A 23459-nucleotide genomic window follows, 5' to 3' on the forward strand; every position below is an offset into this window, starting at 1 on the left:
AGTGTCAGGCGCCGAGGACCCGCCGTAGATAGCCGTTGCCGAACAGGCGGTCCGGGTCGAGGCGGTCGCGCAGGGCGGTGAACTCGCCGAAGCGGGGGTACTCCTTGGAGAAGTACTCCGCGTCGCGCGTGTGCACCTTGCCCCAGTGCGGCCGCCCCTCGTGCGCGGTGAAGATCCGCTCGGCGGCCGCGAAGTACGCCTGGTAGGGCGTGCCCCGGTACATGTGGACGGCGATGTACGCGGTCTCCCGGCCCGACGCCGTGGAGAGCGTGATGTCGTCGGCGGGCGCCGTGCGTACCTCCACGGGGAAGCTGATCCGCAGCCGCGAGCGGTCCACCATCGTCTTCAGCTCGCGCAGGGTCGCCACGAGGGCGTCGCGCGGAACGGCGTACTCCATCTCCATGAACCGCACCCGGCGCGGGCTGGTGAAGACCTTGTAGGGGATGTCCGTGTACGTCCGCGCGGAGAGCGCCTTGCTGGAGACCTTGGCGATGCCGGGGATGGCGGCGGGGAAGGCCCGGCCCACGGAATTGACCACTTGGAAGAGGCCGTTGGAGAGCAACTCGTCGTCCACGAAGGCGCTGACCTTGCCGGGCGGGGCAGCGGGCCCCGGGCTGCGGTTGTTGCGCTTGGTGTTGCAATTGCCGGTGTGCGGGAACCAGTAGAACTCGAAGTGCTCGTTCTCGGTGACGAGAGCATCGAAGTCGTCGGTGACCTTGTCGAAGGCCATCGGCTCCTCACGGGCCGTCAGGAAGAAGATCGGCTCGACGTGGAAGGTGATCGCGGTGATCACACCGAGCGCGCCGAGTCCTGTGCGCGCGGCGGCGAAGACGTCGGGATTCTCGTCGGCGGAGCAGGTCAGGACCGTGCCGTCCGCGATGACCAGTTCGAGGCCCGCGATCTGGGCGGCGATCGAGGCCGACTCGCGGCCCGTGCCGTGCGTGCCGGTGCTGATGGCCCCGGAGACGGTCTGCTCCATGATGTCGCCCATGTTCGTGAGCGACAGGCCCTCCCGGGCGAGCGCCACGTTCAGGCGCTTCAGCGGGGTGCCGGCCTCCACGGTGACCGTGCCCGCGGCGCGGTCGATGCCGCGGATGCCGGTCAGCAGATCGGGGCGTATCAGGAGGCCGTCGGTCGAGGCGGCCGCCGTGAAGGAGTGCCCCGTGCCGACGGGCTTCGCCTTGAGGCCGTCCTCCCTGGCCCGGCGCAGGGCGGCCGCGAGTTCGTCGACCGAGGCGGGGGTGGCCTCCCGGGCCGGTCGCGCGGTGACGTTGCCCGCCCAGTTACGCCACGTCGATGTGGTCTTCCCGCTGCCCGTGCCCGTGCTCATGGGACCCTCCCCGTTGCGGAACCGGCCGCTTCAGCCGGCGATACCCCAGGAATCCGACCGCGGCCGCGACGGCTCCGGAGATCCCCGGTACCCCGTACCCGGCCCCCGACCCCGCGGCGTCGATGACCCAGCCGGCCGCGGAGGAGCCGAGCGCGACGCCGACCGCGAGCCCCGTGCTCACCCACGTCATGCCCTCGGTCAGTTTCGCGCGTGGTACGTGCTGCTCGACGAGGGCCATCGTCGTGATCATCGTCGGCGCGATGGAGAGGCCCGCCACGAACAACGCCACGGCCAGAAACGGCAGGTTCCCGACCAGTTGCAGCGGGATCATACTCACGGCCATCGCACAGACACCCAGCAGCCACCTGGGGGCGGGCGACCCCTTGAAGTGCACGAGCCCGAAGGCCGCGCCGGCCACGCAGGAGCCGAGCGCGTAGACCGCGAGGACCAGGCTCGCCGCGGACTTGTGACCCTGGTCCTCCGCGTACGCCACGGTCACCACGTCGATCGACCCGAAGATCGCGCCGGTCGCGACGAACGTGGCGACCAGCACCTGTAGCCCCCCGCTGCGGAGCGCCGACTCCTTGGTGTGGTGCTCGCGCGGGTGCGGCACCGGCTCGGTGGCCCGCTGCGCCGTCAGCCAGAAGACACCCGCGGCCAGGAAGGCGCCCGCGAGCAGCGGTCCGGCCTCGGGGAACCACACAGTGGAGAGCCCGATCGAGATGATCGGCCCGAAGATGAAGCAGACCTCGTCCACCACCGACTCGAAGGAGTACGCGGTGTGGAGCTGCGGGGTGCCGCGGTACAGGACGGCCCAGCGCGCCCGGATCATCGAGCCCACGCTCGGCACGCAGCCGACCAGCGCGGCGAAGACGAACAGCGTCCAGTCGGCCGTCTCGAACTTCGCGCAGAGCAGCAGCCCCGCGACCGCGGCAAGGGACACGAGCGTCGCGGGGCGGAGCACCCGGCGCTGGCCGTACCGGTCGACGAGCCGGGAGATCTGCGGCCCGATCGCCGCCGCGGACAGTGCCACGGTGGCGGACAGCGCGCCCGCGAGGCCGTACCTGCCGGTCAGCTGGGACACCATGGTCACGATGCCGATGCCCATCATCGACAGCGGCATGCGGCCGAGGAACCCGGCGGTGGAGAACGCCTTGGTGCCGGGGGCGGCGAAGAGGGCGCGGTAGGGGCTGGGCACGTGGGACTCCGCTGAAACGCCGGGGCGGCTCCCGGCGGGAGGTCCCGGTAAGGCATGAAGATGGTCGATACAGCTTACGGCTCCTGCGGGGTCCGGTGCACCGTGATTTCCGGGCCTGGCGCCCACCGTTGTTTTTCCGGACGGCGGAGGCCGTTTTCCGCCTGTCAGTGGTGGGTGGCAGGATCGGATACATGTCCGATGCGCTGGATCCCACTCCGTATGACGCCCTGCTGCTGCTCTCGTTCGGCGGCCCCGAAGGCCCGGACGACGTCGTCCCGTTCCTGGAGAACGTGACGCGCGGGCGCGGCATCCCCAAGGAGCGGCTCAAGGAGGTGGGGCAGCACTACTTCCTGTTCGGCGGGGTCAGCCCCATCAACGACCAGAACCGCGCCCTGCTCGACGCCCTGCGCAAGGACTTCGCGGAGCACGGCCTGGACCTGCCGGTCTACTGGGGCAACCGCAACTGGGCGCCCTACCTGACCGACACCCTGCGCGAGATGGTCACCGACGGCCACCGCCGCATCCTCGTCCTGGCCACCAGCGCGTACGCCTCGTACTCGGGCTGCCGTCAGTACCGCGAGAACCTCGCCGACTCCCTCGCCGTCCTGGAGTCCGAGGGCCTGGAGCTGCCGAAGATCGACAAACTCCGGCACTACTTCAACCACCCCGGCTTCGTACGCCCCATGATCGACGGAGTCCTGAAGTCGCTCGCCGACCTTCCCGACGACGTGCGGGACGGCGCGCACCTCGCGTTCACCACGCACTCGATCCCCGACGCGGCGGCGGACACCTCAGGCCCCGTCGAGGACCACGGCGACGGCGGTGCGTACGTCAAGGAGCACCTGGACGTGGCCCGCCTCATCGCCGACGTCGTCCACGAGGAGACCGGCACCGAGCACCCCTGGCAGCTCGTCTACCAGTCCCGCAGCGGCGCCCCCCACATCCCGTGGCTGGAGCCCGACATCTGCGACCACCTGGAGGAGCGGCACGGCGCCGGAGTCCCCGCCGTCGTCATGGTCCCCATCGGCTTCGTGTCGGACCACATGGAGGTCCTGTACGACCTCGACACCGAGGCCGAGGCCAAGGCCGCGGAGCTCGGCCTCCCGGTCCGGCGCTCGGCGACCGTCGGAGCCGACCCGCGCTTCGCCGCGGCCATCCGGGACCTGGTCCTGGAGCGCGCCGCCGCCGAGAGCGGCACACCCGTGAACCCCTGCGCCCTGGGCTCTCTCGGCGCGAGCCACAACCTCTGCCCGGTCGGCTGCTGCCCCGCCCGCGCCCCGAAGCCCGCCGCCGCGGGCGCCGACAGCCCGTACGCGTAAGGACCCCAGCCGTGACCCACGTGACCTTCCCGACCGACGCCCCGGCCGGCGACCCGAACGGCCTCAAGGCCGAACTCCTCGCCGTCGCCCTGGAGGCCGCACACCGCGCCGGGACCTTCCTGCGCGACGGACGCCCCGACGACCTCGGCGTGGCCGCCACCAAGTCCAGCGCCGTCGACGTCGTCACCGAGATGGACATCGCCTCCGAGAAGCTGATCACCGACTTCCTCGCGGAGCGCAGGCCGGCCGACGGCGTCCTCGGCGAGGAGGGCGCGAGCTCCGAAGGGAGCAGCGGCGTCCAGTGGGTCATCGACCCCATCGACGGCACCGTCAACTACCTCTACGGCCGCCCCGACTGGTCCGTGTCCATCGCCGCCCGCAAGGACGGCGAGACGCTCGTCGGGGTCGTGCACGCCCCGATGCGCGGGGAGACGTACCGCGCGGTCCTCGGAGAGGGCGCCCACATCAACGACACACCCGCGCGCGTGCGCCCCGCCCCCTCCCTCGACCAGGCCCTGATCGGCACCGGTTTCGGGTACATCGCCGAGCGCCGCGCCCAGCAGGCCGAGGTGGCCCGCCACCTCATCCCGAAGGTGCGCGACATCCGGCGCGCCGGATCGGCCGCCATCGACCTGTGCGACGTCGCGGTGGGACGGCTCGACGCGTACTACGAGCGGGGGCTCAACCCCTGGGACTTCGCGGCGGGCGACCTCGTCGCGCGGGAAGCGGGCGCCCTGACCGGTGGCCGCCCCGGAGAGGCCCTCTCGGGCGAGCTGGCCGTCGCCGCCCCGCCCGCCCTCTTCGAGACGCTCCAGGGCCTCCTGGAGGACCTCGGCGCCTGGCACGACTGAGGCGCCCGCGTAGGCGGCCCGGATAGACAGCTCGCGTAGACGGAAGGGCCCCGACACCTCGTCCAGGTGTCGGGGCCCTCGCCGTTCAGATGTCCGGGGCTCGGTCAGGCGTGGAGTGCGCCCACCTCGACACCGTGCTCGGCAGCCAGGCGGTGGAGATCTTCCAGCTCCGCCAGCTCGACCTCGGCAAGGAAGTCGTCTCCCGTCTCACGGGCCTTCGTGAGGTCGGTCTCCGTGGCCTCTATGCGCTGCAGAAGACCTGCGGTGAATGCGTCCATGGTTGCGCCCCCTCGGCTGGGTCGTGGGTCGATGGCACGGGGGTGTGCCCTCAAAGAAGGGGCGATCACGTCTCAAGCCGCTCTGGGAAAGCGGTTCGTGGCGCGCCACATACAAAGCGTGATCGCGGGTGTAAGGCCGTCCTCCCCTGGCTCCCTTCCGCAGAAACCTCAACCGCCCGAGAAAATCCGGCATTCCCGTGGCCCGATCACGTCGACAGGCCGCCTTACAGCCGGTTTATGGCCGAAAGGGGCAGGATGGAGGCCTACCCCAAGACAGACCTGCCCGCAGGGGCACAGAGGAAGGACAGCGACGTGCGCGTACTCGTCGTCGAGGACGAGCAGCTGCTCGCCGATGCGGTGGCCACCGGACTGCGCCGGGAGGCCATGGCCGTCGACGTCGTGTACGACGGAGCGGCCGCCCTGGAGCGCATCGGCGTCAACGACTACGACGTCGTGGTGCTCGACCGGGACCTCCCGCTCGTCCACGGCGACGACGTCTGCCGGAAGATCGTCGAGCTCGGCATGCCGACCCGCGTCCTGATGCTCACCGCGTCGGGCGATGTCAGCGACCGCGTCGAGGGCCTGGAGATCGGTGCGGACGACTATCTCCCCAAGCCCTTCGCGTTCAGCGAGCTCACGGCACGCGTGCGTGCCCTCGGACGGCGCACCAGCGTGCCGCTGCCGCCCGTCCTGGAGCGCGCCGGGATCAAGCTCGACCCCAACCGCCGCGAGGTCTTCCGCGAGGGCAGGGAGATCCAGCTGGCCCCCAAGGAGTTCGCCGTACTCGAAGTGCTGCTGCGCAGCGAGGGCGCTGTCGTCTCCGCGGAGCAGCTCCTGGAGAAGGCCTGGGACGAGAACACGGACCCGTTCACCAACGTCGTCCGGGTGACGGTGATGACCCTGCGCCGCAAGCTCGGCGAGCCCGCCGTCATCGTGACGGTGCCGGGCTCCGGCTACCGGATCTGACCGGCGGTGGCCGCGACACCGGCGCCGCCAGCCGCGCCTCCGAAGCCGACGTGGGACCCGAGGAAGGCCGAGCCGCCGTTCCCCTGGCTGCGCCCGACCATCCGCATACGGCTCACGCTGCTCTACGGCGGCATGTTCCTGATCGCGGGCATCCTGCTGCTCTCGATCATCTACCTGCTCGCCGCCCAGGCCCTGAACGTGGGCAGTGACCTGCCGTTCAGGGTCACGGGCAAGTCCACGGTCAGCAGCAGCACCTGTGCCAACTTCCAGGGGCTTCCGGAGCAGCCGACCGAGGCGCAGCTGAACCGCGCCCTGAACGAGTGCGTCAACCAGATGCGTCAGAACGCCCTCGACAACCTGCTCAGCCGCTCGCTGCTCGCCCTGCTCGGCCTCGCCGTGATCGCCTTCGCCTTCGGGTACGCGATGGCAGGCCGCGTGCTCTCGCCGCTCGGTCGCATCACGCGCACCGCGCGCCGGGTGGCGGGCACGGACCTCTCCCGCCGCATCGAGCTGGACGGCCCGGACGACGAGCTGAAGGAGCTCTCGGACACCTTCGACGAGATGCTGGACCGCTTGGAGCGGGCGTTCACCGCCCAGCAGCGGTTCGTCGGCAACGCCTCGCACGAGCTGCGCACCCCCCTGGCGATCAACCGCACGCTCCTGGAGGTGCACCTCTCCGATCCCGGGGCGCCGCCCGAGCTCCACCAGCTCGGCAAGACGCTGCTCGCCACCAACGAGCGCAGCGAGCAGCTCGTCGAGGGTCTGCTGCTGCTCGCCCGCAGCGACAACCAGATCGTGGAGCGGAAACCGGTCGACCTCGCCGAGGTGGCCGATCGCGCCGTCGACCAGGTGCGGAGCGAGGCCGACGCGAAGGGCGTGGAGATCCGCGGGGAGCGCGGTCCTGCCGTCGTGCAGGGCAACGGCGTCCTCCTGGAGCGGATCGCCCTGAACCTCGTCCAGAACGCCGTCAGGTACAACGTGCAGGACGAGGGCTGGGTCGAGGTCACCACGGAGGCTCAGCACGGCCAGGCGGTCCTGGTGGTGTCGAACACGGGCCCGGTGGTGCCCGCGTACGAGATCGACAACCTTTTCGAACCGTTCCGCAGGCTGCGGACGGAGCGGACGGGCAGTGACAAGGGCGTGGGTCTCGGCCTGTCGATCGCCCGGTCGGTGGCGCGGGCTCACGGGGGCCGTATCATCGCGGAGCCGCGTGAGGGGGGAGGGCTCGTGATGCGAGTCACCTTGCCCCTCTGAGATGCAGTCGCAGACGCGCTGATGTGTTCGCTTTGAGCGTAATTTCCAGGGGTGGACCCCGGGGATGATGTGTGCGATCGATCACAGAGGCGATTTTTCGGCCGTCTACTCTCTGTGATCGTGAAAGTCGTCGGAAAGCCGGGAAAATCCGGGTTTTCGGGAGTCTTGATCACGGGAAGTACACGGGGTGGCGCCCGTGAAGCGCAGCACAGGGACCGTGTACGGTCCCGATCGCCATCCAACAGAACGCCTCTTCAGAGGTGCGGTTGGGTGTCGATTGAGTAACAGACCTTGATGTGAGGCAAAATCTCCGCCTCAGGTCGGGCACAAGTCCGGCCTCTCACGCGTTACGTGCGCTGGAGACACCCGCAGACACCCAGAGGGGGAGAGCGACATGGCAACGGACTACGACACCCCACGTAAGACCGACGATGACGTCAACGAGGACAGCATCGAGGAACTCAAGGCACGGCGGAACGACAAGTCGACCTCAGCAGTCGACGTCGACGAGTTCGAGGCCGCCGAGGGCCTCGAGCTGCCCGGCGCCGACCTTTCCAACGAGGAGCTCGCCGTCCGCGTGCTCCCGAAGCAGCAGGACGAGTTCACCTGCATGAGCTGCTTCCTGGTGCACCACCGCAGCCAGCTGGCCAAGGAGAAGAACGGCCAGCCGATCTGCCGCGACTGCGACTGAGGCGGGGTCGGCCGTGACTGGCTCGACCCCGTTCCGGAAGCGCCGCTTCCGCAAGCGCGGGGCGGACAAAGCCGGCGTCTCGGACGTCGGCGCACGTGACGACGGGCGAGGCTCCTCAGCAGACGGAGCAGCCTCGCTCGAACCGGCGAACGCCCTCGAGGCGGTGCCGGGCGCGACGGCGGCCGACAAGGCCCCCAGGACCGCAAGGAGTGCCGATGAGGCCGGGTCCAGGGGGAGCCGTGTTGCCGCCGTCACGCACGGAGTGAAGGAAGGCGTGCGCAAGGGCGGGCGCGGCGCCAAGGCCGGCATCGGCTATCTCGCCGACCGGCTCATCGAGAACGCCCCGCGGATCCCGGTCCGCGATCTCGCGACCCTCCGCAAGCAGTTCCCGGGCCTCGGCCCCGAACAGCTCGCGGACAAGCTCATCGCGGGCGCCGCCAACGCCACGTCCACCGTGGGCGCGGGAGTGGGCGCCGCCGCGATGCTGCCGGTGCCGCCCGCGATGCCCGCCGAGCTCGCGGCGGAGATCACCGGCGTCGCCGCCATCGAACTCAAGCTGATCGCCGAGCTGCACGAGGTCTACGGCCTGCGGCCGGAAGGCAACCTCAAGCAGCGCAGCACCGCTTACCTGAACTCCTGGTCGCAGGAACGCGGCGTCGAGGTCACCAAACCCGCGACCTTGAACGCCGCCCTGGGCGGCCAGATGAAGCGCGAGCTGCGACAGCAGATCATGAAGCGAATGGTCCGTAACCTGCCGAACCTCATGCCCTTCATGGTGGGCGCGGCGGTCGGCGCGGTCATGAACCGCCGGGACACCAGGAAGCTGGCCGGTCGGATCCGCAAGGACCTGAGCAAGAACCAGGTCCCGTGGGACGAGCTGCCCGCGCTGCCGCCCCTGGAGAAGCCGGCCGACCCGCTGCGGATGGGGGAGATCCCCCGGGAGCTGGGGCGCTGAGTCCGCGCCCCGCGCCCCTTACGCGGCGCTCTGGCGCACGGCGTCGAGGGCCGCAGCCAGCTCCTTCGGGTGCCGCGTGGAGATGTACACGTACGGAGTCGGATCCTCGGGATCCGTGATGTTCACGCGCAGGGCCGTCGGGATGTAGGCGCGCAGCAGCATGTGCGCGCGCGGGTCCGCCTTGTACGAACGCCAGGCGCGCGTCTCCTCGCCCGTCAGGACCTCCGCGTCGCCCAGCGCGGACACCGGGATCTTCGCGTCGCCGACGACCAGCGAGCCCGCCACCACGCGGATCCGCACCGCGCCGTACGCGCTGGTGACGACCGCCGCCACCGCCGTGCCGCCGACCAGGCCGCCGAGGAGCGGCAGCGTGCCGAACGGCAGCAGGATCAGGGCCATCGCCACACCCACCAGGACCGAGGCGAACCACCACGAACGGGGCGCGGTCAGGCGTTCTTCGTAAGGCTGCATGGAACCAAGCTTGGCACGGTGCGGTTGCCGCGCTGACGCGGAGGTAAGGTCTGCGCCTGTGAGTGGTACATCTGCAGCTCTGACGCCCCCGGCCGACGCCATAGCGCCCGTCCGCCACCCCGACGCACCCGCCCCCGGTGAGCTCATCGGTGCCCACTACGAGCACTGTTTCGGCTGTGGCGAGGGGCAGGCGCACGGACTGCACCTCGCGGCGCGGGCCGGCGAGGGCGTGGCCATCACCGCCGAGTTCACCGTACGCGAGGCGCACCAGGGCGCCCCCGGCCTCGCCCACGGCGGGGTCCTGGCCACCGCGCTCGACGAGACGCTGGGCTCGCTGAACTGGCTGCTGCGCGTGATCGCCGTGACCGGCCGCCTCGAGACCGACTTCGTGCGGCCCGTACCGCTGGGCACCGTGCTGTTCCTGGAAGCCGAGGTCACCGCCGTCGCCGGACGGAAGATCTACTCGACCGCCACCGGGCGCATCGGCGGCCCCGAAGGCCCCGTCGCGGTCCGTGCCGACGCCCTCTTCATCGAGGTGAAGGTCGACCACTTCATCGACAACGGCCGCCCGGAGGAGATCCAGGCCGCCATGAACAACCCGGACCAGATCCGGCGCGCCCGCGCCTTCGAGGTGAACCCCTGATGCCCTCCCGTGAACTGGACGTGCTGATCAGGCGCGTCGACCCCGAGGTGCCGCTGCCCGCGTACGCGCAGCCCGGTGACGCGGGCGCCGACCTGCGGACGACGGAGTCCTGCGAACTGGCCCCCGGCGAGCGGGTGGTCCTGCCCACCGGGGTGTCCATCGCCCTACCGGAGGGGTACGCGGCGTTCGTGCACCCCCGTTCCGGGCTCGCCGCCCGCTGCGGTGTCGCTCTGGTGAATGCCCCGGGGACGGTGGATGCCGGGTACCGTGGAGAGATCAAGGTGATCGTGGTGAATCTCGACCCGCGCGACAGCGTGCGGTTCGAGCGTTTCGACCGGATTGCCCAACTGGTCGTCCAGCAGGTCGAGAAGGTTCGCTTCCAGGAGGTCGCGGAGCTTCCCGAATCGGCGCGGGCCGAGGGGGGCTTCGGGTCCACAGGCGGCCATGCCGCCGTGGGCAGCGGTCCGGGCGTGAGCCCGGGCGAACAAACGGGTGGGAATCGATACGCATCGGTCGTATCCGACCGGGAAGGACAGTGACGTGTTCGGACGTCGCAAGAAGGACAGTGCCGCCGAGGACGCGGCGGGCGCGGACGAGCAGGTCGTCGACGACGTGCACGGTGACGAGCCCGCGGACTCCGCCGACGCCGCGCGGTCGCGCGTGAGGCTCGAGCCCGAGCCCCGCCCCGACGGTCCCTGGGACCTCTCGGAGGTCCGTGAGCCCGGCGAGGGCCGTGTGGACCTCGGTGGGCTCTTCGTGCCGGGCGTCGAGGGCATGGAGCTGCGTGTGGAGGTCGCGGGCGACGCGATCGTCGCGGCCACCGTCGTGCTCCAGGACAGCGCCATCCAGCTGCAGGGCTTCGCCGCCCCCAAGAAGGAGGGCATCTGGGGCGAGGTCCGCGAGGAGATCGCCTCGGGCATCACCCAGCAGGGCGGTGTCATCGACGAGGTCGAGGGCGCGCTCGGCTGGGAGCTGCGCGCCCAGGTGCCGGTGCAGCTGCCGGACGGCACGGGCGGGGTGCAGGTCGTGCGCTTCATCGGCGTCGACGGCCCGCGCTGGTTCCTGCGCGGTGTGATCTCCGGCCAGGGCGCGGTGCAGCCGCAGGCCGCGGGGCTCCTCGAGCAGATCTTCCGGGACACCGTCGTCGTCCGCGGCGAGGGCCCGATGGCGCCGCGCGACCCGATCGTCCTGAAGCTGCCGGACGACGCGCAGATGGTCGCCGAGGGCGTCCAGCAGGATCAGCAGGAAGGCTCGCGCTTCTCGGGCGGCATGGGGCAGCTGCAGCGCGGCCCCGAGATCACCGAGGTGCGCTGATCACTGAGGTGCGTTGATCACCTAGGTGGGCTGATCCTGTAGGTGTGCTGATCACTTAGGTGATCGCCCGGGGCGCAGGCCCCTCAACTGCGCGGTGGCCCGCGATGGTTCCGGTTCGTCCGGACCATTGCGGGCCACATTTGCGTACGCCACCGTGCGGGGCGCGGACGAACGGCCGCTGCCGATGCGGGGCGTCGGGGTGTACGCCGCCGCGGGGCGCGCCCCGGCCAGCTCGACGCGGAGACCGGCCTCGCCGTGATGGAGCTGCTGCGCGCCGTCGTCCGCAGCGAGGGCGTCACCGCCCTCGTCGCCACGCACGACGCGGCACTGCTCGACCTGGCCGACCGGGTCATCGAACTGCGCGACGGCGAGCTCGGCACGCTCTGAGCAGGCCCTCCACCGCCCCCGCCCCGACCCATCAGGGTTGTGTCAAGGACAGTGTCCCCGCACCCCCTCGTCCGTATTGCCGGAATTGTTGGCCGTAAGGTCGACGCTGCGTACACAGCAGTTTCTGCGTACACAGCAGTTTCGGGAAGACAATGAGGCCATGGCACGCGGCAAGCTTCGGATCTACCTCGGTGCGGCACCGGGCGTCGGCAAGACGTACGCGATGCTCTCCGAGGCCCACCGCCGCATCGAGCGCGGCACCGACTGCGTGGTCGCCTTCGTGGAGCACCACGACCGGCCGCGCACCGAGGTGATGCTGCACGGCCTCGAACAGGTGACCCGCAGGGACCTGGAGTACCGCGGCACCGCGTTCACCGAGATGGACGTCGACGCGGTCCTGGAGCGCGCCCCCGAGGTCGCCCTCGTCGACGAACTCGCCCACACCAACGTCCCCGGCTCCCGCAACGCCAAGCGCTGGCAGGACGTCGAGGAGCTCCTCACCGCGGGCATCGACGTCGTATCCACCGTCAACATCCAGCACCTGGAGTCGCTCGGCGACGTCGTCGAGTCGATCACCGGTGTACGGCAGAAGGAGACGGTGCCGGACGAGGTGGTGCGCCGCGCCGACCAGATCGAACTGGTCGACATGTCGCCACAGGCGCTGCGCCGCCGCATGGCGCACGGCAACATCTACAAGTCCGACCGCATCGACGCGTCCCTCTCCAACTACTTCCGGCCCGGCAACCTCACGGCCCTGCGCGAGCTCGCGCTGCTCTGGGTCGCCGACCGCGTCGACGAGTACCTCCAGCAGTACCGCGGCGAGCACAACATCCGCTCCACCTGGCAGGCCCGCGAACGCATCGTCGTCGGCCTGACCGGCGGCCCCGAGGGCCGCACCCTGATCCGCCGCGCGTCCCGCATGGCCGCGAAGGGCTCAGGCAGCGAGATCCTCGCCGTCTACATCGCCCGCAGCGACGGCCTCACCGGCGCGTCCCCCAAGGAACTCGCCGTCCAGCGCACCCTCGTGGAGGACCTCGGCGGCACCTTCCACCACGTCATCGGCGACGACATACCCGCCGCCCTCCTCGACTTCGCCCGCGGCGTCAACGCCACCCAGATCGTCCTCGGCTCCTCGCGCCGCAAGACCTGGCAGTACGTCTTCGGGCCCGGCGTCGGCGCGACCGTCGCCCGCGACTCGGGCCCCGACCTGGACGTGCACATCGTCACGCACGGCGAGGTCGCCAAGGGGCGCGGCCTGCCCGTCGCCCGCGGCGCGCGCCTCGGCAGGTCCCGGGCCATCGGGGGCTGGCTGGTCGGCGTCGCGGGACCCGCAGTCCTGACGGTGCTGCTCACCCACATCGACGCGGACCTCGGCCTGGCCAACGACATGCTGCTGTTCCTGACGCTCACGGTCGCCGCCGCGCTGGTCGGCGGGCTGATCCCGGCGCTCGCCTCGGCGGCCGTCGGCTCGCTGCTCCTCAACTACTACTTCACGCCGCCGCTGCACCTGTGGACGGTCTCCAACAACAAGAACATCGTGGCCATCGCGGTGTTCGTGGGCGTCGCCGTGTCGGTGGCCTCCGTCGTGGACCTCGCGGCCCGCCGCACCCACCAGGCCGCCCGGCTGCGGGCCGAGGCGGAGATACTCTCCTTCCTCGCCGGCAGCGTGCTGCGCGGCGAGACCAGCCTGGAAGCCCTCCTCGAACGCGTCCGCGAGACCTTCGCCATGGAGTCCGTCGCCCTCCTTGAACGGGCGGGCGACACCGACCCGTGGACCTGCGCGGGCAGAGTCGGCGACGGGCGCCCGCTGGAGCGCCCCGAGGACGCCGACGTGGACATGCCCGTCGGCGATCACATGGCGCTCGCCCTCTCCGGCCGGGTCCTGCCCGCCGCGGACCGCCGCGTCCTCGCCGCGTTCGCCGCGCAGGCAGCCGTCGTCCTGGACCGCCAGCGCCTGCAGTCCGAGGCCGACCAGGCCCGCACCCTCGCCGAGGGCAACCGCATCCGCACCGCCCTGCTCGCCGCCGTCAGCCACGACCTGCGCACCCCGCTCGCGGGCATCAAGGCCGCCGTGTCCTCCCTGCGCTCCGACGACGTGGAGTGGTCCGACGAGGACGAGGCGGAACTCCTCGAAGGCATCGAGGCGGGCGCCGACCGCCTGGAACACCTCGTCGGGAACCTCCTCGACATGTCGCGCCTGCAGACCGGCACCGTCACCCCGCTGATCCGCGAGGTCGACCTCGACGAGGTCGTCCCCATGGCGCTCGGCGGCGTCCCCGACGGCACCGCGGAGCTGGACATCCCCGAGACGCTGCCCATGGTCGCCGTCGACAAGGGCCTCCTGGAGCGGGCGGTGGCCAACATCGTCGAGAACGCGGTGAAATACGCACCCGACGAACAGCCCGTCAAGGTCTCCGCCAGCGCCCTCGGCGAGCGGGTCGAGATCCGCGTCGTCGACCGGGGGCCCGGCGTGCCCGACAGTGCCAAAGACCGCATCTTCGCGCCGTTCCAGCGCTACGGTGACGCTCCCCGGGGTGCGGGCGTGGGCCTCGGCCTCGCCGTCGCCCGCGGCTTCGTCGAGGCCATGGGCGGCACGCTCGCCGCCGAGGACACCCCCGGCGGGGGCCTCACCATGGTCCTCACCCTGCGGGCGGCGGCCGGACGTCCGCCGGTCCGCCCCGAGCTGTCGTCCCAGGTCACCTCGTGACCACCGGAAACCACGGAAACAAAGATAGGCAGGTACGCATGACCCGGGTGCTCGTGGTCGACGACGAGCCGCAGATCGTACGCGCCCTCGTGATCAACCTGAAGGCGCGCAAGTACGACGTGGACTCGGCCCCCGACGGCGCCACCGCGCTGCAGGTCGCCGCGGCCCGCCACCCCGACGTGATCGTGCTCGACCTCGGTCTGCCCGACATGGACGGCGTGGAGGTCATCAAGGGCCTGCGCGGCTGGACGCGCGTCCCCATCCTGGTCCTCTCCGCCCGGCACAGCTCGGACGAGAAGGTCGAGGCGCTCGACGCGGGCGCCGACGACTACGTGACCAAGCCCTTCGGCATGGACGAACTCCTCGCCCGGCTGCGCGCCGCCGTACGCAGGGCGGAGCCCACCGGGACGGGCGACGACGACGCGATGGTCGACACCGGTGACTTCTCCGTCGACCTGGCCGCCAAGAAGGTCAACCGCGGCGGCCGCGACGTACGCCTCACTCCCACGGAGTGGCACCTCCTGGAGGTGCTGGTACGCAACACCGGCCGCCTGGTCAGCCAGAAGCAGCTGCTCCAGGAGGTCTGGGGGCCCTCCTACGGGACGGAGACGAACTACCTGCGCGTGTACATGGCGCAGCTGCGCCGCAAGCTGGAGGCGGACCCCGCGCACCCGCGGCACTTCATCACGGAGCCCGGAATGGGATACCGGTTCGAGAAGTGATCCTTCCGAGAGGTGACCGGATTGCTCGCTTCAACGGGGTTCCCGGCGGGTAGTGAGCGGACATGGGCAGCGGATACTGAGCGGACATAAGCACAGATGAGCGCACCCCTTTCCGCTGTGTCGGCGCCCCCCGGTACGCTTCGTGTATGAGTGCTGTTTCTGGTTCCGACAAGCCGGCGGGCCGTTTCCGGCGCATGCTCGACCGGCTCTCCTCCTCCCAGGAGGATCTGGAGTCGGAGGAGCTGCGGGAGGACGCCGAGACAGCGGGCTGCGTCCGTATCGGCGACTGCCGTGACCGCCAGATAGTCACCGTTACTGGTACCTTGCGCACGGTCACTCTGCGCCCACGCGCCGGGGTTCCCGCCCTGGAGGCCGAGCTGTTCGACGGCTCGGCGGCGCTGGACGTGGTGTGGCTCGGCAGGCGCTCCATCGTGGGAATCGAACCGGGGCGCAAGCTGATCGCGTCCGGCCGGATCTCGGAGAGCCGGGGCCGCCGGGTGCTCTTCAACCCGAAGTACGAACTCAGACCCCTCGGACGGGAGTAGCCGGTGACGTCCCTCGACAAGCCGACGGACCACGGGAACGCGCCGACGGACCACGGAAACGCGGGCCAGGACGCAGATTCCCGGGCCGTGACCGAGGCAGCGCTCTTCGAAGCCTTCGGCGGCGTGCGGGGCATGGTGGAGACGGTTCTCCCCGGTCTGCTCTTCGTGACGATCTTCACGATCAACAAGGACCTGCACATGTCGGCCATCGCGGCCCTCGCGGTGTCCGTGGTGCTCGTGGTGGTCCGCCTGGTCATGCGGGACACCGTCAAACACGCCTTCAGCGGTGTCTTCGGGGTCGCCTTCGGCGTGGTCTTCGCGATGATGACCGGCAACGCCAAGGACTTCTACCTGCCGGGCATGCTCTACACCCTCGGCCTCGCCCTGGCGTACATGATCACGACCCTCGCGGGCGTGCCGCTGATCGGCCTGATCCTCGGCCCGGTCTTCAAGGAGAACCTCTCCTGGCGCACCCGCAACCCGGGACGCAAGAAGGCGTACGCGAAGGCCAGTTGGGCCTGGGGCCTGATCCTGCTCGCCAAGTGCGCGATCCTCTTCCCGCTGTACTGGTGGGCGGACACGACGCAGTTCGGCTGGGTCCTCATCGCCCTGAAGATCCCCCCGTTCCTCCTCGCCGTCTACCTGACCTGGGTCTTCCTGGCGAAGGCCCCACCGCCGATCGACGTCTTCGCCGAGATGGAAGCGGCGGAGAAGGCGGAGAAGGAGCGCGAACGGGAACGCCGCGAGGCGTGAGAACACGCCCCGAAGGGGCGGCGTTCAGGGGCGCGGGGAACTGCGCGCCCAGCCACGACGTACCCGCAGCGGACATACGAGATGGGGGGCGCCCGGCAATCGCCGGGCGCCCCCCATCCACGTACAGAGCCCCGGGGCTAGCTCTCGCGCCGCACCGAAAGCAGGTCCTCCAACTGCTCCTCCCGCGCCTGCGCCGCGACGAACAGCAGCTCGTCACCCGCTTCGAGGGAGTCGTCCGCGGTCGGCGCGAGGACGCGCGTACCGCGGATGATCGTGACCAGCGAGGTGTCCTCGGGCCACTGCACGTCGCCGACCTGCGTGCCCGCGAGGGCCGACTCGGGCGGCAGCGTCAGCTCGACGAGGTTCGCGTCGCCGTGGCTGAAGCGCAGCAGCCGTACGAGATCGCCGACGCTCACCGCCTCCTCGACGAGCGCGGACATCAGACGCGGCGTGGAGACCGCGACGTCGACGCCCCAGGACTCGTTGAAGAGCCACTCGTTCTTGGGGTTGTTCACGCGGGCGACGACCCGCGGGACGCCGTACTCCGTCTTGGCGAGCAGCGAGACGACGAGGTTGACCTTGTCGTCGCCGGTCGCGGCGATCACGACGTTGCAGCGCTGCAACGCGGCCTCGTCGAGGGAGGTGATCTCGCAGGCGTCGGCGAGCAGCCACTCGGCCTGCGGGACGCGCTCGACCGAGATGGCGGTCGGCGCCTTGTCGATGAGAAGGACCTCATGGCCGTTCTCCAGGAGCTCCCCGGCGATGGAACGTCCCACCGCACCGGCTCCGGCAATGGCGACCCTCATCAGTGACCGCCCTCCTCGGGGCCTTCGGCGAACGCGGCTTCGACCTTGTCGACCTGGTCGGTGCGCATCATGACGTGCACCAGATCGCCTTCTTGCAGGACCGTCTGCGAGGTCGGCAGGACCGCCTCGCCCAGCCGGGTGAGGAAGGCGACGCGTACGCCGGTCTCCTCCTGGAGCTGGCTGATCTTGTGTCCGATCCACGCGGGCGACGCGTGCACCTCCGCGAGCTGCACCCCGCCGGTGGGGTCGCGCCACAGCGGCTCGGCGCCGGACGGCAGCAGCCTGCGCAGCATCTGGTCGGCGGTCCAGCGGACCGTGGCGACCGTGGGGATGCCGAGGCGCTGGTAGACCTCGGCGCGGCGCGGGTCGTAGATGCGGGCCGCGACGTTCTCGATGCCGAACATCTCGCGGGCCACGCGGGCGGCGATGATGTTCGAGTTGTCGCCGCTGGAGACGGCGGCGAAGGCGCCCGCCTCCTCGATGCCGGCCTCGCGCAGGGTGTCCTGGTCGAAGCCGACGCCGGTCACGCGGCGGCCGCCGAACCCGGCGCCGAGGCGGCGGAAGGCCGTGGGGTCCTGGTCGACGACGGCGACCGTGTGCCCCTGTTGTTCCAGGTTCTGGGCGAGAGCGGAGCCGACTCTCCCGCAGCCCATGATGACGATGTGCACCTGTCCTTTACCCCGCACTCCTGGTCATCCCGCTGACCTGCGAAAACATCGTGCTCACTCATTTCTGTCACTGTGCCGGCAACCACGGGGCAACAGCGTGCGGCGTTGCCAAGAGACGAGCTTAAGCCGCAACGGGTCCCGGGCACTCACCCGCGTACTCAGTCAGGGAGACGCGAAGGGGCCCGCCGGAGACGCGAAGGGGCCCGTCGGAGGTGAGAGGTCAGTCGACGCTGCGCAGCAGGCTCTCGACGTTCTGCAGACGGTGGCCGAGTTCGACGAGCTGGAGGCGGGTCGACTCCTGCTCGGATCTGGCGCGCTCGACGGCCTCGCGATACTCGTGCATCGCCTCGGCGTACTGCCGGTCGCGTTCGCGGTTGCGCTGCGTCTGGAAGTACGCGACGGCGACGATCGCGCCGGCGAGTATCAGGAAGAAGGCGACCGGAATGATCACGTCGTCCATTAAGACCCCTCTGGAGATTGCTGACCGGCCTCGCCGGATTGCCGGCCGGCCTCGTCCGACGCATCCTGCCGGACGGCCGCGAGGATCGTATCCACGTTCAACCGCACGTCGAACGGCGCCAGTTCGAAGTACTTGAGCGCCTTGCCGTCATCGGAGAGTTCCAGGCGGCCGACGACGAGACCGGCCTTCTCCAGACGTTCGAGGTGCATGTAGAGCAGGGGGCGGGAGACGCCGAGTCGCCGCGCCAGTTCGCTGACGTACAGCTGCCCCGGGGCGAGCTCGGTGATGATCCGGATCCGCTGGGCGTGGCCGACGGCGGAGAGGAAGGCGAGCAGCTCTGCGCTGTCCATGATCCGCCTTCGCGCTGGTCCCGAAACCCGTCAAACCCGTCAGCCAAGGCTTACGCATGACGGGAACCACTGTCAATTCCCGCGGGCCCGCCCCGAAGCCCCTCCAGGCGTCCCTCGCACCTCCCTCGTATGACAGTTGACGGCTCACTCCTTCACCTGTCAGTCTCCACTTACACATGAAGCAACGGTAGAGGCCAACAACAGAGGCGGGGGAAGTCATGAGAAAGCGATCGGTCACGGTGCGCGTGGCCCGGTGGAGCGCGCTGCATCCAGGGCGGGCGGTCATCGGCTGGCTGGTGTTCGTGGTGCTCTGCCTGGGGGGCGGAATCGCCGCGGGCATGAACAGCGCGACGGCGGAGGACTTCCGCGTCGGCGAGGCGGGGCGGGCCGAGGCCCTGGCGACCGAGGGCGGCGTGCAGCCGCGGTCGACCGAACACGTACTGATCCGCGACGCGTCGGGCTCGATGAGCAAGCCGGGCCCGCTGGACAAGACGGCCGCCGACGCCGCGGTCAAGGACATCACCGCGCGGATGAAGTCCCTGCCCGAGGTCGCCTCGGTGAAGGCCCCCGTGCCCTCCGCCGACGGACGCGTGCTGCGGATCCCGGTCGAGCTCACCGGGACCGAACAGGACGACCAGGAGCGGGTCCCACCGCTCCAGGAGCAGACGGCCGAGGCGGCGAAGGCGCACCCGGGGCTCGCGATCGAGGAGACCGGCGACGCCTCCGTGAGCAAGGGCGTCGACGACCAGCGCAACAAGGACCTGCAGTTCTCCGAGGCGATCACGCTGCCCATCACGCTGATCACACTGGCCGTGGTCTTCGGCTCGGTCGTCATGGTCGGCGTGCCGCTGCTGCTCGCCGTCACCTCGATCGTGGCGACGATGGGCCTGGCGATGGTGGCGTCGCACCTGCTGCCCGACACGGGCGTCGGAATGAGCATGATCCTGCTGATCGGCATGGCCGTCGGCGTCGACTACACGCTCTTCTACCTCAAGCGCGAACGCGAGGAGCGGGCCCGCGCGGGCGGCCGCCCCACCTCGGAGGCGCTGGTCGAGGCCGCCGCGGCGACGGCCGGCCGCGCGATCGTCGTATCGGGACTGGCGGTGATCGTCTCCACCACCGCGCTCTTCCTGGCCCGTGACGTCATCTTCGACTCGCTCGCGACCGGCACCATCCTGGTCGTCGCCGTGGCGATGGTCAGCTCGGTGACGGTGCTGCCCGCGCTCCTGGTCAAGCTCGGCCGCCGGACGGAACGGCGCGCGGCGAAGCGCGTCGCACGGGGCAAGACGGTCCGGACGTACGGCGAGAAGAAGCCCGGCCGCGCCTGGAACCTCCTGCTCGCCCCCGCCCGCAAGCACCCCGCGCTCACGCTCGGCCTCTCGGTCCTCGTGATGCTCGGGCTGGCGCTCCCCGCGCTGGACATGAACCTGAAGAACCCGGCGCGGGACAGCTTCTCGCGCGACATCCCGGCGATGCGGGGGTACGACAGACTCCTCCAGGCATTCCCGGAGCAGCGGGTGCGGCACGTGGTGGTGGTGCGGGCGGAGGCCTCGCAGGCCGGTGACGTGCGGGAGGCGCTGGGGGCGCTGGAGCGCAGGGCGCAGACGGACCCGCTCTTCGCGCGCCCCGCCGACGTGAGCAGCGCGGCTGACGGGAACTCCTCCGGTGGTCCCCTCCTCCGCTCCTCCGAGGACCGCAGGACCACAACCCTGGAACTCAACGTTCCGCACCCCACGTACTCGAAGAAGGCCGAAGACTCGCTCGACCACCTCCGCCACACCTACCTGCCCGCGACCGTCGGCAGGCTCCCCGGCGTGGAGACGGCCGTCACCGGCGAGGTACCGCGCGGCGTCGACTACGTAGGACACCAGAACGACAAGCTGCCGCTCGTCCTGGGCTTCCTCCTCCTCATGACCTTCGTGATGACGGTCTTCGCGTTCCGCTCGGTCGTCCTCGGACTGCTCGGCGTCGTCCTCAACCTGCTCTCCGTGGGCTCCGCGCTCGGCGTGCTCGTCCTCGTCTTCCAGGGCGACTGGGCGGAGGAACTGCTCTCCTTCGTCTCGCTCGGCGGCATCTCCTCACGCGTACCGCTCTTCCTCTTCGTGATCCTCTTCGGGCTCTCGATGGACTACCAGGTCTTCGTCGTCAGCCGGATCCGCGAAGCGGCCCTGAACGGCGTGCCCACGCGGAAGGCGGTCATCGACGGCATCACGTCGTCCGCCAAGGTCGTCACCAGCGCGGCAATCGTCATGGTCACGGTCTTCGCGAGCTTCGTGATGCTGCACATCCTGGAGATGAAGCAGATGGGCCTCGTCCTCGCGGTGGCCGTCCTGCTCGACGCGTTCGTGATCCGCGTCATGATCCTGCCGGCCGCGCTGCTCCTGCTCGGACGCGCGGCGTGGTGGCCGTCGACGGCGATACGCCGGGCCGAGGCGAGGGCGGCGGAGGCGCGCCGCGGACAGGCGGACCAGGAGCGCACATCCGAGCGCCCCGGAGTGCACTCCGAGGCGCACTCCACCCATCCGGAGGGGCGCAGGATCGCACAAGGCAGATGAGAGGAGCAGTTGGGGGTGGTGGGTGGGCGCGCCCCCATTCGAACGCTTACGATCCTCTCCGTGTCCAAACTGACCGACGTGCCCAAACGGATCCTCATCGGGCGCGCACTGCGCAGTGACCGGCTCGGAGAAACGCTCCTGCCGAAGCGCATCGCACTCCCCGTCTTCGCGTCCGACCCGCTCTCGTCTGTGGCGTACGCGCCGGGAGAGGTCCTCCTGGTCCTCTCCATCGCGGGTGTGTCGGCCTACCACTTCAGCCCCTGGATCGCCGTAGCGGTCGTCGTGCTGATGTTCACCGTGGTGGCGTCCTACCGCCAGAACGTGCGCGAGTACCCGAGTGGTGGTGGCGACTACGAGGTCGCCAACACCAACCTCGGCCCGAGAGCCGGCCTCACCGTCGCGAGCGCCCTGCTCGTCGACTACGTCCTGACCGTGGCCGTGTCGATTTCCTCGGGCATCGAGAACCTCGGGTCCGCGGTGCCGTTCGTGGTCGAGCACAAGGTGCTCTGCGCGGTGGCCGTGATCTTCCTCCTCACCCTGATGAACCTGCGGGGCGTGAAGGAGTCGGGGAAGCTCTTCGCCATCCCGACGTACGTCTTCGTGGCCGGCGTCTTCATCATGATCGCGTGGGGTGCCTTCCGGAGCATCGTCCTCGGCGACACGATGAACTCGCCCACCGCCGACTACGAGATCAAGCCCGAGCACCAGGGCCTGGCGGGCTTCGCCCTCATCTTCCTGCTCCTGCGGGCCTTCTCCTCGGGCTGCGCGGCGCTCACCGGCGTCGAGGCGATCAGCAACGGCGTCCCGGCCTTCCGCAAGCCGAAGTCGAAGAACGCCGCGACGACGCTCGCGCTCATGGGCGGCCTGGCCGTCACCATGTTCTGCGGCATCATCGGCCTCGCCATGGCGACCAACGTGCACATGGCCGAGAAGCCCGCGCACGACCTCATCCACAACGGCGTCCCCGTCGGCAGCGACTACGTCCAGAACCCCGTGATCTCCCAGGTCGCGGAGGCGGTCTTCGGCCACGGCAGCTTCCTCTTCCTGGTCCTGGCGGCCGCCACCGCGCTGGTCCTGTTCCTCGCGGCCAACACCGCGTACAACGGCTTCCCGCTGCTCGGCTCGATCCTCGCCCAGGACCGCTACCTGCCGCGCCAGCTGCACACCCGCGGCGACCGCCTCGCGTTCTCCAACGGCATCGTGCTGCTCGCGGGCGCGGCCGCACTGCTGGTAGTGATCTACGGCGCGGACTCGACCCGCCTGATCCAGCTCTACATCGTCGGCGTCTTCGTCTCCTTCACGCTCAGCCAGATCGGCATGGTCCGGCACTGGAACCGCCACCTGGCGAAGGAGAAGGACCAGACGAAGCGCCGCCACATGATCCGCTCGCGCGCGATCAACACGTTCGGCGCGTTCTTCACGGGCCTCGTCCTGGTGGTCGTCCTCGTCACCAAGTTCACGCACGGCGCGTGGGTCGCGCTGCTCGGCATGTGCATCTTCTACGTGACGATGACGGCGATCCGCCGTCACTACGACCGCGTGGCCGAGGAGATCGCCGCCCCCGAGACCCCGAACGACGACAGCGTGCGCCCCTCGCGGGTCCACTCGATCGTCCTGGTCTCCAAGATCCACCGCCCGACGCTGCGCGCGCTGGCGTACGCGAAGCTGATGCGCTCCAACACGTTGGAGGCCCTCAGCATCAACGTCGACCCGGCGGAGACGAAGGCCCTCAAGGAGGAGTGGGAGCGCCGCGGCATCACGGTCCCCCTGAAGGTCCTCGACTCGCCGTACCGCGAGATCACCCGCCCGATCATCGAGTACGTCAAGAACCTCCGCAGGGAGAGCCCGCGCGACGTCGTCAGCGTGATCATCCCGGAGTACGTGGTGGGCCACTGGTACGAGCACCTGCTCCACAACCAGAGCGCCCTGCGCCTCAAGGGCCGCCTCCTCTTCACCCCGGGAGTCATGGTCACGTCCGTCCCCTACCAGCTGGACTCCTCCGAGGCCGCGAAGAAGCGGGCCCGCAGGCGCTCGGAGTGGAACGCGCCGGGTGCGGTGCGGCGGGGCCCGGTGGAGAAGCCGAGGCGCGCGAAGGAGCAGAACAAGAAGGAACCGAGCAAGAAGGAACCGAGCAAGAAGGCGTAGGGCCCTGGGAGGGCCTTCGGGCTCATGGCGAGCGGCCGGACGACACCCACGTAGACTGGTGGGCTGTAGTCCGGCCGTCGCCCTTTTTCCT

At 70.2% G+C, this 23459-nt stretch carries 23 protein-coding genes and 1 pseudogene; 16 read left to right on the forward strand and 8 right to left on the reverse strand.

The genetic code is table 11. The features are described 5' to 3' along the window. Nucleotides 1-4: 4 nt before the first annotated feature. Together NOO62_RS29935 and NOO62_RS29940 are read right to left on the reverse strand one after the other, a co-directional pair. On the reverse strand, nt 5-1330 hold the full coding sequence (locus NOO62_RS29935) for a D-arabinono-1,4-lactone oxidase (RefSeq protein WP_268773906.1): 1326 nt from the start codon (nt 1328-1330) through the stop codon (nt 5-7). After that, on the reverse strand, nt 1284-2528 hold the full coding sequence (locus NOO62_RS29940; protein WP_268773907.1) for an MFS transporter: 1245 nt from the start codon (nt 2526-2528) through the stop codon (nt 1284-1286). The genes NOO62_RS29935 and NOO62_RS29940 overlap by 47 nt, the downstream gene beginning before the upstream one ends. 191 nt (nt 2529-2719) lie before the next feature. Here NOO62_RS29940 and NOO62_RS29945 point away from each other — a divergent pair, with 191 nt between their 5' ends. After that, nucleotides 2720-3847: a ferrochelatase gene (locus NOO62_RS29945; protein WP_268773908.1), complete on the forward strand. Its 1128-nt coding sequence runs from the start codon at nt 2720-2722 to the stop codon at nt 3845-3847. A gap of 20 nt (nt 3848-3867) precedes the next feature. Then, complete coding sequence (locus tag NOO62_RS29950; protein ID WP_268775846.1) at nt 3868-4698, forward strand: inositol monophosphatase family protein; 831 nt, start codon at nt 3868-3870, stop codon at nt 4696-4698. A gap of 104 nt (nt 4699-4802) precedes the next feature. Here NOO62_RS29950 and NOO62_RS29955 read toward each other — a convergent pair whose 3' ends face one another. Beyond that, nucleotides 4803-4976 carry a hypothetical protein gene (locus NOO62_RS29955; protein ID WP_268773909.1) on the reverse strand — a complete coding sequence of 58 codons (174 nt, stop codon included), beginning with the start codon at nt 4974-4976 and terminating at the stop codon, nt 4803-4805. A 312-nt stretch (nt 4977-5288) separates the two neighbouring features. Between NOO62_RS29955 and NOO62_RS29960 the strand changes: the two genes are divergently transcribed. The 4 genes from NOO62_RS29960 (at nt 5289) to NOO62_RS29975 (ending at nt 8842) form a co-directional block, all read left to right on the forward strand. Further along, the gene (locus NOO62_RS29960) at nt 5289-5942 is read left to right on the forward strand and encodes a response regulator transcription factor (protein WP_062780089.1); all 654 of its coding nucleotides are present in this window, start codon (nt 5289-5291) and stop codon (nt 5940-5942) included. Between the two features lie 6 nt (nt 5943-5948). Continuing rightward, nucleotides 5949-7196, forward strand: a complete 1248-nt coding sequence (locus NOO62_RS29965; RefSeq protein WP_268773910.1) for a sensor histidine kinase — start codon at nt 5949-5951, stop codon at nt 7194-7196. A gap of 394 nt (nt 7197-7590) precedes the next feature. Next, nucleotides 7591-7887: a DUF4193 domain-containing protein gene (locus tag NOO62_RS29970; protein WP_055563079.1), complete on the forward strand. Its 297-nt coding sequence runs from the start codon at nt 7591-7593 to the stop codon at nt 7885-7887. 13 nt (nt 7888-7900) lie between these two features. Next, on the forward strand, nt 7901-8842 hold the full coding sequence (locus NOO62_RS29975; RefSeq protein WP_268773911.1) for a hypothetical protein: 942 nt from the start codon (nt 7901-7903) through the stop codon (nt 8840-8842). Between the two features lie 18 nt (nt 8843-8860). On the opposite strand, the gene NOO62_RS29980 is transcribed toward NOO62_RS29975, so the two are convergent. Further along, complete coding sequence (locus NOO62_RS29980; protein WP_268773912.1) at nt 8861-9313, reverse strand: DUF3093 domain-containing protein; 453 nt, start codon at nt 9311-9313, stop codon at nt 8861-8863. A gap of 58 nt (nt 9314-9371) precedes the next feature. Between NOO62_RS29980 and NOO62_RS29985 the strand changes: the two genes are divergently transcribed. From NOO62_RS29985 to NOO62_RS30020, 8 genes and pseudogenes are all read left to right on the forward strand, one after another. Further along, a complete protein-coding gene (locus tag NOO62_RS29985) occupies nt 9372-9956 on the forward strand; it encodes a PaaI family thioesterase (protein ID WP_268773913.1) in 585 nt (194 codons plus the stop codon). After that, a complete protein-coding gene (gene dut, locus NOO62_RS29990) occupies nt 9956-10495 on the forward strand; it encodes a dUTP diphosphatase (RefSeq protein ID WP_268773914.1) in 540 nt (179 codons plus the stop codon). Before NOO62_RS29985 ends, dut begins: the two co-directional genes overlap by 1 nt. A gap of 1 nt (nt 10496) precedes the next feature. Next, entirely contained in the window at nt 10497-11270 is a 774-nt protein-coding gene (locus NOO62_RS29995; RefSeq protein ID WP_268773915.1) for a DUF3710 domain-containing protein, read from the forward strand. Nucleotides 11271-11495: 225 nt separating this feature from the next. Further along, nucleotides 11496-11657 (forward strand): annotated as a pseudogene (locus NOO62_RS30000) (ABC transporter ATP-binding protein); the annotation flags it as partial. A gap of 160 nt (nt 11658-11817) precedes the next feature. Then, nucleotides 11818-14364 carry a sensor histidine kinase gene (locus NOO62_RS30005; RefSeq protein ID WP_268773916.1) on the forward strand — a complete coding sequence of 849 codons (2547 nt, stop codon included), beginning with the start codon at nt 11818-11820 and terminating at the stop codon, nt 14362-14364. 38 nt (nt 14365-14402) lie between these two features. Continuing rightward, on the forward strand, nt 14403-15086 hold the full coding sequence (locus tag NOO62_RS30010) for a response regulator (RefSeq protein ID WP_268773917.1): 684 nt from the start codon (nt 14403-14405) through the stop codon (nt 15084-15086). Nucleotides 15087-15232: 146 nt separating this feature from the next. Continuing rightward, nucleotides 15233-15631 (forward strand): OB-fold nucleic acid binding domain-containing protein, encoded by a 399-nt coding sequence (locus NOO62_RS30015; RefSeq protein ID WP_150186654.1) that lies wholly within the window; start codon nt 15233-15235, stop codon nt 15629-15631. Nucleotides 15632-15634: 3 nt separating this feature from the next. Then, nucleotides 15635-16384 carry a DUF3159 domain-containing protein gene (locus NOO62_RS30020; RefSeq protein ID WP_268773918.1) on the forward strand — a complete coding sequence of 250 codons (750 nt, stop codon included), beginning with the start codon at nt 15635-15637 and terminating at the stop codon, nt 16382-16384. A gap of 137 nt (nt 16385-16521) precedes the next feature. Here NOO62_RS30020 and NOO62_RS30025 read toward each other — a convergent pair whose 3' ends face one another. From NOO62_RS30025 to NOO62_RS30040, 4 genes are all read right to left on the reverse strand, one after another. Next, the gene (locus NOO62_RS30025) at nt 16522-17190 is read right to left on the reverse strand and encodes a potassium channel family protein (RefSeq protein ID WP_268773919.1); all 669 of its coding nucleotides are present in this window, start codon (nt 17188-17190) and stop codon (nt 16522-16524) included. Further along, entirely contained in the window at nt 17190-17858 is a 669-nt protein-coding gene (locus NOO62_RS30030) for a potassium channel family protein (protein ID WP_150173158.1), read from the reverse strand. The genes NOO62_RS30025 and NOO62_RS30030 overlap by 1 nt, the downstream gene beginning before the upstream one ends. Before the next feature lie 220 nt (nt 17859-18078). Beyond that, the gene (locus NOO62_RS30035) at nt 18079-18318 is read right to left on the reverse strand and encodes a hypothetical protein (protein ID WP_150186657.1); all 240 of its coding nucleotides are present in this window, start codon (nt 18316-18318) and stop codon (nt 18079-18081) included. Then, the gene (locus NOO62_RS30040; protein WP_268773920.1) at nt 18318-18668 is read right to left on the reverse strand and encodes an ArsR/SmtB family transcription factor; all 351 of its coding nucleotides are present in this window, start codon (nt 18666-18668) and stop codon (nt 18318-18320) included. Before NOO62_RS30040 ends, NOO62_RS30035 begins: the two co-directional genes overlap by 1 nt. A gap of 218 nt (nt 18669-18886) precedes the next feature. Between NOO62_RS30040 and NOO62_RS30045 the strand changes: the two genes are divergently transcribed. Both NOO62_RS30045 and NOO62_RS30050 read left to right on the forward strand, forming a co-directional pair. Next, nucleotides 18887-21223 (forward strand): MMPL family transporter, encoded by a 2337-nt coding sequence (locus NOO62_RS30045; RefSeq protein WP_268773921.1) that lies wholly within the window; start codon nt 18887-18889, stop codon nt 21221-21223. A gap of 60 nt (nt 21224-21283) precedes the next feature. Next, entirely contained in the window at nt 21284-23368 is a 2085-nt protein-coding gene (locus NOO62_RS30050; RefSeq protein ID WP_268773922.1) for an APC family permease, read from the forward strand. The last annotated feature ends 91 nt before the right edge of the window (nt 23369-23459 follow it).

Source organism: Streptomyces sp. Je 1-369 (assembly GCF_026810505.1).
GTDB lineage: Bacteria > Actinomycetota > Actinomycetes > Streptomycetales > Streptomycetaceae > Streptomyces.

Bases quoted from the DNA above. Each gene is read 5' to 3' on its own strand.
- NOO62_RS30040 (WP_268773920.1), bottom strand. From the start codon at position 18,668: ATGGACAGCGCAGAGCTGCTCGCCTTCCTCTCCGCCGTCGGCCACGCC.
- NOO62_RS30010 (WP_268773917.1), top strand. From the start codon at position 14,403: ATGACCCGGGTGCTCGTGGTCGACGACGAGCCGCAGATCGTACGCGCC.
- NOO62_RS30035 (WP_150186657.1), bottom strand. From the start codon at position 18,318: ATGGACGACGTGATCATTCCGGTCGCCTTCTTCCTGATACTCGCCGGC.
- NOO62_RS29955 (WP_268773909.1), bottom strand. From the start codon at position 4,976: ATGGACGCATTCACCGCAGGTCTTCTGCAGCGCATAGAGGCCACGGAG.
- NOO62_RS30015 (WP_150186654.1), top strand. From the start codon at position 15,233: ATGAGTGCTGTTTCTGGTTCCGACAAGCCGGCGGGCCGTTTCCGGCGC.
- NOO62_RS29970 (WP_055563079.1), top strand. From the start codon at position 7,591: ATGGCAACGGACTACGACACCCCACGTAAGACCGACGATGACGTCAAC.
- NOO62_RS29945 (WP_268773908.1), top strand. From the start codon at position 2,720: ATGTCCGATGCGCTGGATCCCACTCCGTATGACGCCCTGCTGCTGCTC.
- NOO62_RS30005 (WP_268773916.1), top strand. From the start codon at position 11,818: ATGGCACGCGGCAAGCTTCGGATCTACCTCGGTGCGGCACCGGGCGTC.
- NOO62_RS30025 (WP_268773919.1), bottom strand. From the start codon at position 17,190: ATGAGGGTCGCCATTGCCGGAGCCGGTGCGGTGGGACGTTCCATCGCC.
- NOO62_RS29935 (WP_268773906.1), bottom strand. From the start codon at position 1,330: ATGAGCACGGGCACGGGCAGCGGGAAGACCACATCGACGTGGCGTAAC.
- NOO62_RS30045 (WP_268773921.1), top strand. From the start codon at position 18,887: ATGAGAAAGCGATCGGTCACGGTGCGCGTGGCCCGGTGGAGCGCGCTG.
- NOO62_RS29980 (WP_268773912.1), bottom strand. From the start codon at position 9,313: ATGCAGCCTTACGAAGAACGCCTGACCGCGCCCCGTTCGTGGTGGTTC.
- dut (WP_268773914.1), top strand. From the start codon at position 9,956: ATGCCCTCCCGTGAACTGGACGTGCTGATCAGGCGCGTCGACCCCGAG.